Origin of the sequence: Lactobacillus helveticus DSM 20075 = CGMCC 1.1877 (assembly GCF_000160855.1) — a bacterium.
Lineage (GTDB): Bacteria > Bacillota > Bacilli > Lactobacillales > Lactobacillaceae > Lactobacillus > Lactobacillus helveticus.
In genome coordinates, this window is sequence record NZ_GG700752.1 from 503,780 (window position 1) to 511,017 (window position 7,238).

General features: G+C 34.4%; 7 protein-coding genes. 5 read left to right on the plus strand and 2 right to left on the minus strand.

Translation table 11 applies throughout. The features are described from left to right. The first annotated feature begins 85 nt into the window (after positions 1 to 85). On the plus strand, positions 86 to 451 hold the full coding sequence (locus tag HMPREF0518_RS02335; protein WP_003625701.1) for a helix-turn-helix domain-containing protein: 366 nt from the start codon (positions 86 to 88) through the stop codon (positions 449 to 451). Further along, positions 429 to 851: a hypothetical protein gene (locus HMPREF0518_RS02340; RefSeq protein WP_003625703.1), complete on the plus strand. Its 423-nt coding sequence runs from the start codon at positions 429 to 431 to the stop codon at positions 849 to 851. Before HMPREF0518_RS02335 ends, HMPREF0518_RS02340 begins: the two co-directional genes overlap by 23 nt. A gap of 1,382 nt (positions 852 to 2,233) precedes the next feature. On the opposite strand, the gene HMPREF0518_RS10915 is transcribed toward HMPREF0518_RS02340, so the two are convergent. Together HMPREF0518_RS10915 and HMPREF0518_RS02350 are read right to left on the minus strand one after the other, a co-directional pair. Beyond that, on the minus strand, positions 2,234 to 2,356 hold the full coding sequence (locus tag HMPREF0518_RS10915; RefSeq protein ID WP_003625708.1) for a hypothetical protein: 123 nt from the start codon (positions 2,354 to 2,356) through the stop codon (positions 2,234 to 2,236). A gap of 38 nt (positions 2,357 to 2,394) precedes the next feature. Further along, positions 2,395 to 3,672: an MFS transporter gene (locus HMPREF0518_RS02350; protein WP_003625709.1), complete on the minus strand. Its 1,278-nt coding sequence runs from the start codon at positions 3,670 to 3,672 to the stop codon at positions 2,395 to 2,397. 101 nt (positions 3,673 to 3,773) lie between these two features. On the opposite strand from HMPREF0518_RS02350, the gene HMPREF0518_RS02355 reads away from it, so the two are divergent. The 3 genes from HMPREF0518_RS02355 (at position 3,774) to HMPREF0518_RS02365 (ending at position 6,621) form a co-directional block, all read left to right on the plus strand. Further along, a complete protein-coding gene (locus HMPREF0518_RS02355; RefSeq protein ID WP_003625710.1) occupies positions 3,774 to 4,637 on the plus strand; it encodes a helix-turn-helix domain-containing protein in 864 nt (287 codons plus the stop codon). A gap of 656 nt (positions 4,638 to 5,293) precedes the next feature. After that, positions 5,294 to 6,343, plus strand: coding sequence for a ParM/StbA family protein (locus HMPREF0518_RS02360; RefSeq protein ID WP_023192763.1), 1,050 nt, complete (start codon positions 5,294 to 5,296; stop codon positions 6,341 to 6,343). Positions 6,344 to 6,345: 2 nt separating this feature from the next. Beyond that, entirely contained in the window at positions 6,346 to 6,621 is a 276-nt protein-coding gene (locus tag HMPREF0518_RS02365) for a hypothetical protein (RefSeq protein WP_003625713.1), read from the plus strand. Positions 6,622 to 7,238 lie beyond the last annotated feature (617 nt).

Consider the following 7,238-nt stretch of genomic DNA (forward strand, 5'->3'; position numbering starts at 1 on the left):
ACTATAAGCTAATAAACTAATATCTTCAATAAAAAGAGCTAAAAAACTATTATTTTTTCTGAACAAATATTCGAGAAAGGCTGACATGATTGAATTAGAGCGCACAAAAGAATTAGCAAAAAAATACAAAATGAACCTCCGTGAGGTAAACGATAAAGCAGGTTTGGGAAGGAATAGTATTTACAATTGGAAAAATCAAAGACCGGGCATTGACGCCCTCAATGCAGTCGCAGATGTACTACATACATCCACTGGCTACTTAAGTGGTAAGACAGATAATCCCGCGCCTAAGTCTGATGAAACCGGGGGTATCTCAATAGATGGTGAAGTACCATACTACTATCATGGCTATACCATTCCAGATGACTACCTTAACATAGTTCGTCAACTTATGGAACGTGACATCAAAAAAGGACTTATAAAGCGGCATGACAACAGCAGAGCAGAATAGACAAGAACTCATAGACTGGTTATTAGCCTATGCTAAAAAACACGAAATTGTAGTTGAATTTGTTGATGTAAATCCAACTTATCGCCCCTTATCTTTAAAGCAACACCGCTTGGCCATTATTAACATAAATTGGTATCGCCCAGAAGAGGTGCCGTTCTCAATTGGTCATGAAATAGGTCATATTATGCTGGCTAATGGCGACCTAGACTCACACAGAAATCAAACTTTTGCAGGGCATAACTCTGAAGAAGATCCAGCTGACATCTTTTCAGTAAAACTAATCTATGATTATTCCTGCAGAAAAGGCGACTGTTTCGAAGAACCTGGTCTCTTCATGCAATCATACGGAATACCAGACCGAGTAACTGACATCACTAAAGAATTATTTAAACGAAAATAATCGACACCTAGGAGCTTGCTTTAACAGGCTTCTTTTTGTTTGCATAAAAAAAGACGGTCAAATGACCGCCTACTCTCTGCACAGTTAACGTCATGTTAGCTTAACTTATTCCTAAACACATTATATCAAGCACATGGTAGCACCATGCTTAAATCTCCAAAGCTAATGTTTACATATTAGCTTTTCATTTTCAAAAATGCCACTATCGTTTTACTTCTAACTGCTCTTTTGCTACTTCGTCAAGGACTGCCCTAACAAAACCATTTCTTTACTCAATCAAATACACCTAATCCACTAACTTCATAAACTTTTGACCAAGCCCTGAAACAGTCCAATCCTTAACCTAAATCCAACTGTCATTTCATCCATTTCTACCAATTTTCCCTTTAAGTTATCCTGTAACAGTCTAACTATTGTTAATCTTCCTGAAACCCCGGCACTACGCCCTTCCTTTGACTTCCTAATCAATAACTGCTTCATCAGATAACTTTCTTCACCCTCTACTTTTTCAGAGAAACACTAGTCTCCTTCAATCATTCACTAAAACCTCCACTACTAACTCCCATATTCCAACAATCCCATTCTGACCATAAGGCTTCTTTGACTAATTCATATCTACTGCTTCCTAACCAGTTCCTACTACTTTTTTCTAAATAAACAAATTCATTCCAAACCCCAACCAACCTAAAAAGCCCATAAAAAAATCTCTCACGCCCCACGGGGCTTAAAGGTAGAGGCGTATGGCTTCCGTACAGTCGAAAATTAATTGCTCAAAAATCAAGCTTTTTTGCTTCAGATCTCAGCAATTAATTTTCGCCGACCGTTTGAACTCACCCTGCCCTTGTTCCTTTTCGATCTCGGTTTTACGTCACGTTGGACGAGAGTTTTTTTGTTTCTGTTCAATAACTCGAGTAAACTTGAACATTACGATCTAAAGGATAGTCGTTAGCATTTCCAAGGCTTCCTTATTGACTCAATTAGGTTAATCAACCCGCATGGACAATTTGCCACGTCTTTAGTATTTGCGAAATACCAGGTTTAGCTTACCTATGGTAGTTTACTCCCAGACTGGCGCTTCTCCAGCAACTGAGGGGCTTAAATTAGTGATTAACATGGATAGCCGTTCCCTAAGCGTTAAGGGTTATCAACCCACTAAAAAAGCTATAGTCAAACTCATTGACTATAGCCTGTTAATCATCTTTTTTATTACTTTCTCTCATAATTCACTGCTTTAAACTGTTGAATTATAGTGTTTACCTTGCTAAAATGGAAACATAAGAAAGTTTAAAAATCACTTATTGATTAATTGGTCTAATCAATGAGCTTGACCTTGAGAAGATACGCCAATATCTTAACAAGGCTTTTTTGTTAAACATTATTAATTAATCAGTAACTTTTACGGTTGCTGCAGGTTCTACAGCCAGCAATGCGATCAAAGCAAAACTAACATCGCTTGCACCTGAAATAGTAGTGAAGACTGTAGTCATCACTGGAGCAGTTGTCATAGCACAAGTATTTAGCGCAAGCCCAGCTCCTTATTAAATTACTCGGTTCGTGTAGACATAACTCTTTTAGTAGTCTGTAATTTTCTTTTACTTTGAATACATATTTTAACAGTGATTATCAAAACTAAAATTTCTATAATTAACAAAATCAATAGAGCATATTTAATGTTGCTAAAACCAGAAATACTAGTAAAAAAGGTCGTCATAATTGGTGCCGTTATCATTAAAATTGTATTTAATAGCCCGACGCTGGAAGCTAAAATTTTATGATCGACAGTTGTTACTAGCCATTGAGTTAGTTTAATAGAGCCTAAACTAGCAGTTACTGCTAACAAGAAATAGAAAGGTAAAATTACATAAAGATTAGCAATCAAGGCACCACTGGTAACACCAAAGCCAAAAATCAAAGCTAGAATAATAACAGTAAAAATAGAAACTTTTTTAAATAATTGTGGGCCGAACATACTACCTAAGGCGGCACCAACACTGATAATTACTCCAATAATAGCAATCGTGAAACTGTAAGTAGAAATAATCATCGTAGAGCGATGACCAGCCATGACAATTGGGATTAAAGCTTCCATGGCATCCAAAATGCCATTTAAAATAGCTATGATCAGTACGACACTCAACAAACTATGCTGTTTTCTGACCTGTTTATAAGAAGTTTTCATAGTTTCCCAGAAATTTTTCTTATTTATTTCTTGATGTTCAAGTGATTTACCCTTCTTCTGATGTATGTAGCCGACTCTTAAATAAAAAAAACCAGCAATTAAAAAAGTAAGAGCATTGAAGTAGGCTAAGCTAGAGTAAGACATAAACAGTAACAAACCGGCACCAGCAAATTGAGCCACTGTATTAATTACTTCAGCAACACCACTAGTAAAGCCTTCAGCAATACCAAAATCTTCTTTACCAACAATATCGGCCACCAAGGGAGAAATTAAACCACTTGAATATGAACCAAATGTATCGGAGATAAGGTTAATCAAAATAACGGCTAATACTAAGATCCAGTCATTTAAATGACTAGCAAAGAGCAAACCAACGACAAGATATAGGATAAAGCGGAGCATACACATTAAGAAGATATTTTTGAATTTGTGATGGGTTCGATCAGCTAAATAACCACCAAAAATATCAAAAAATCTTGGAATTGCTTCTGAAATAGCAATTAATGATAGGGCAAGTGAGTAGTTTTGTAATTTACTGGCATAAGTCATTAATGCTAAATAAAAGAGAATATCACCAGCACTGGATAGAAAACTGGCAATAGAAAATTGGCGATAGTCTTTGTTTTTTAGAAAAATATTCATAATAGAGGGCTCCTTCTTATTTAGTTTTCACAGATTAGAATAGAAGTCCTATAATAAAAATACGAAAAATGTCGTATTCGAAATTTTTAAGGAGATACAAAATGACCATTGGAGAACTTTTAAAAGAATATCGACTTAGCCAGAACAAAAAACAAAAAGAATTTATTGGGCAAATTATAAGTCCATCTTATTATTCTAAAGTAGAAAAAAACATTCATCGAATTACCGCAAGTGACCTATTAGCATTATTGCACTATAATGACATCTCACCGCGGGACTTTTTTACCCGGTTGGATCAAGATGATCAATTCAAATATCAGCAGTTGCGAGACTTTAATGATTTAATGCTAGATGCTTATTATAATAACGATAAGAAAGAGCTTGAGCACATTAAAAGTTTAATCGATCAAAGTAGCTTAGCGAAAAAAGACAAGCAAGAACAAAAATTACTAGTTGATGGCTGGCTAGAGTCAATGAAAAAACCAGATGAAGACCCCGACAATGAAGTCAGGAGAAAAATAAAGGAACAAATTTTTAATATTCCTAATCTTAATGAAGCTAAGATAACCTTATTTTGTAATTTTATGCGATTCTTTGACTTAGATACTGATAAGATGATAGCCACACAAATCATTAATCAATATCAAAAGGAAAATGATATTGACATTCAAGAGAAAATTCTAGCGATTATTATCAATATACTTGTTTTTACTATTGAGCAACATAAACTGAACGATATAGACTTTTTTATTCAAAGCGCGACGCAAATTAAAACTAATCCTGATCTCTTCTTTTATAAGAACGATTTATTATTTTTTGAGAATTTCATTGAATATCTTAAAACCAATAATAAGAAGGCATTAAACAATTGTAAGATTGCGATAAATAATTTTGGTCTTTTAGGTATGACAGAATATGGACAACAAATTCAATTATTTTTTGACAAATATCGAAAAAATAGATAATTAAAAATTTGAAATGACAGAAATGTCGTATTCGAAACTATTTTTCAAATACGACATTTCTTATTTTACTTTGTCTTTTATGAGTATATTAGAATCGTAATCAAGAAAGGAAGAGTTAAAAATGAAAATTAATCCTTTGGACGTCACAGTTAAAGTGATTATGAAGCATTGATTTTAATATCAAGGAGATGAACAAATAATGTGTTTTATGAGTGGGGTTCATATTGGTCCACCACCATACATTGGAACTTGGTAACCCGAATGAAGAAAAAGAAAAAAGTAATTAATCAATCTTCTGCTGGTAAACAAAAAAGCCAAAAATTACATCCAACAACAGATGGAGTTTTAATCAAATTTAAATAACTAAAGAGGTGAGATAAATGAGAACTTCAATTTTAGGTCATATTAAGATCGATATTAAATGGTAATTATTGAAAATAATAATACTTAAGCAGTTTCTTTTTAGAAACTGCTTTTTGTTTTGTAATCAAAAGTTGAAAGAAATACAAGATTAAACGAAAATAACTAATAAAGCGGTACTTTTTGTAATGCAACTTAATTTAGTTGCATTTTTTGTGATTCTGTTTATTTACAAATAGCATGTAATGTGGTATTCTGTATATACACAAAATAATGCAATACAAGGAGAGTGCTTTATGGATATTTTTAGCTTAGATTTAGGAAACAAGCAGACAAAATTAAAAAGCAGCAAAGCTGAATATGTACTGCCTTCAAGATATTTAAACCAAGCAGACATGCCGATGTCGGTTGGCAATTCTACAATGAATAATGACCTACACACTTATTCAGTCCCTTTTAGCGACGATAAGTACGTATGGGGTCGAGATATTGACCGACTTCACCTTGACGAATATTTAGCGGATACAATCATGTATGGTGCTCGATACAATAGTGAAGCATTTAAATTACTAGCCAATTTTGCGCTGGGATTATTAGCAAGTGATTTCAAAGCGGCTAAAGATCAAGTTTTAGAAGTAGTCGTCACTGCCGGACTTCCAACTGGAGATTACGCTGACCAAGGACAATTAAAAGCTTTATTAAAAGTCCTAGAGGGCCAACATCAAGTTACTATTGACGATAAAATTGTGACGGTAAGAGTTCGTAAAGTCTATATTTTGCCCCAACCAATTGGCACTTTATATAACGAGTTACTAGATGATGAAGGCTTTATCCAGAATAAAAATCTATTAGACGAAAAAGTCGGCATTGTTGACGTAGGTGGTGGAACAATACTAATTGATACGATTTTAAACTTTGAACTAAGTGGCAAAAACCGCCATCAATTTAATACCGGCGTAAATGATCTATATGAAGCCATTGCCAACGGGATTAACGGCGATACTAGCCTTTATCAATTAGAAAAAGATTTACGAAAGGGAAATCAGCAACATCATTGGAGCTACCGATTTTCTAAAAATCGTCAAGATGATATTACTGATTTGGTTTGCAAGGAAATTGACCGATTTACCCGGCGCCTAGTTGCTAATGTAACTTCAACGTTAAAGAACCTTAATAGTATTGATACTTTGTTCTTTACCGGTGGTGGTGCCAATTTGCTTAACCAAAAAATCTTGAATACTACTTTCACTAACGCAGTTATTGTTAAAAATACAGAAGTTGCTAATGTTAACGGCTTTTATAAGTACGGATTAAGTCAACAAGCTAAAAACGAAGGGGGCAAGTAATCATGGGAAAAGTTAAAACCTTGAACGTCCGTCTAAATCCCGAGAAAATTGTCGACAAAGAAATCCTTGATTACTTTGATAAATCATTAATTCCTAAAACCACACTTGTTAAAACCGCTTTAATCCACGAAATTGAACGGTTAAAGGCTCAAGGTGATCCTTATGTTAAAGATGAATTAAAAGCTCCAGAAGCACCTAAAAATAGCACAGAATCACCATCTGATTCCAAAGAACGCTTGCAAGGAGGATTTAATGCCTTTTCAGACAATGATATTTAGAAAGAGGGCCTTGTTATGGAAATTATACAAAACCAAATAAAGTTGCCGCTAGGTAAGCGCTATGCTAGACTAAGATTAATTTAACAACCAAATGAAGAGATCAAGCTAAACTAAAAAGATCCCCAGTTCACGAAGAACCAGGGACCTTTGGTTTAGCAAGTAGCTATCAGACAGCTACTTAGATTCAGTCGATTTTCACCGGCAAGTTAAAATCGACTGAACATTGTTACTAATTTGTAGGTTAATTATACCGCAAACCAGTCCCCAAGGACAAGTTAAGGATAGTTAAAAACAAATTGAAGTCAATGGACTAAGTAGCTAACTGAAGCTATTTAGTCCATTTTTGTTGTTAGAAATTTAAAAAAGTTGCCGACTGGGCAACCCAGAATAGACACATGCTGATGAATTTGCAAAGCCTCACCGCTAAATGAATGCTTTGTAATTCAGTTAAAGCATACCAGATTTGTATTTTAAAACAAGTCAGATGTTTTAGCAACTCTCTTTTAAGACAGCATGGGTCGAGTATAGAAAGGGAGTTTTTATTATGACAAAATCAACTAATTTCAATTTTATTGAGTCGGAAAAAGCTTATGCAACTCGTTTTTTCCAATTCCCAC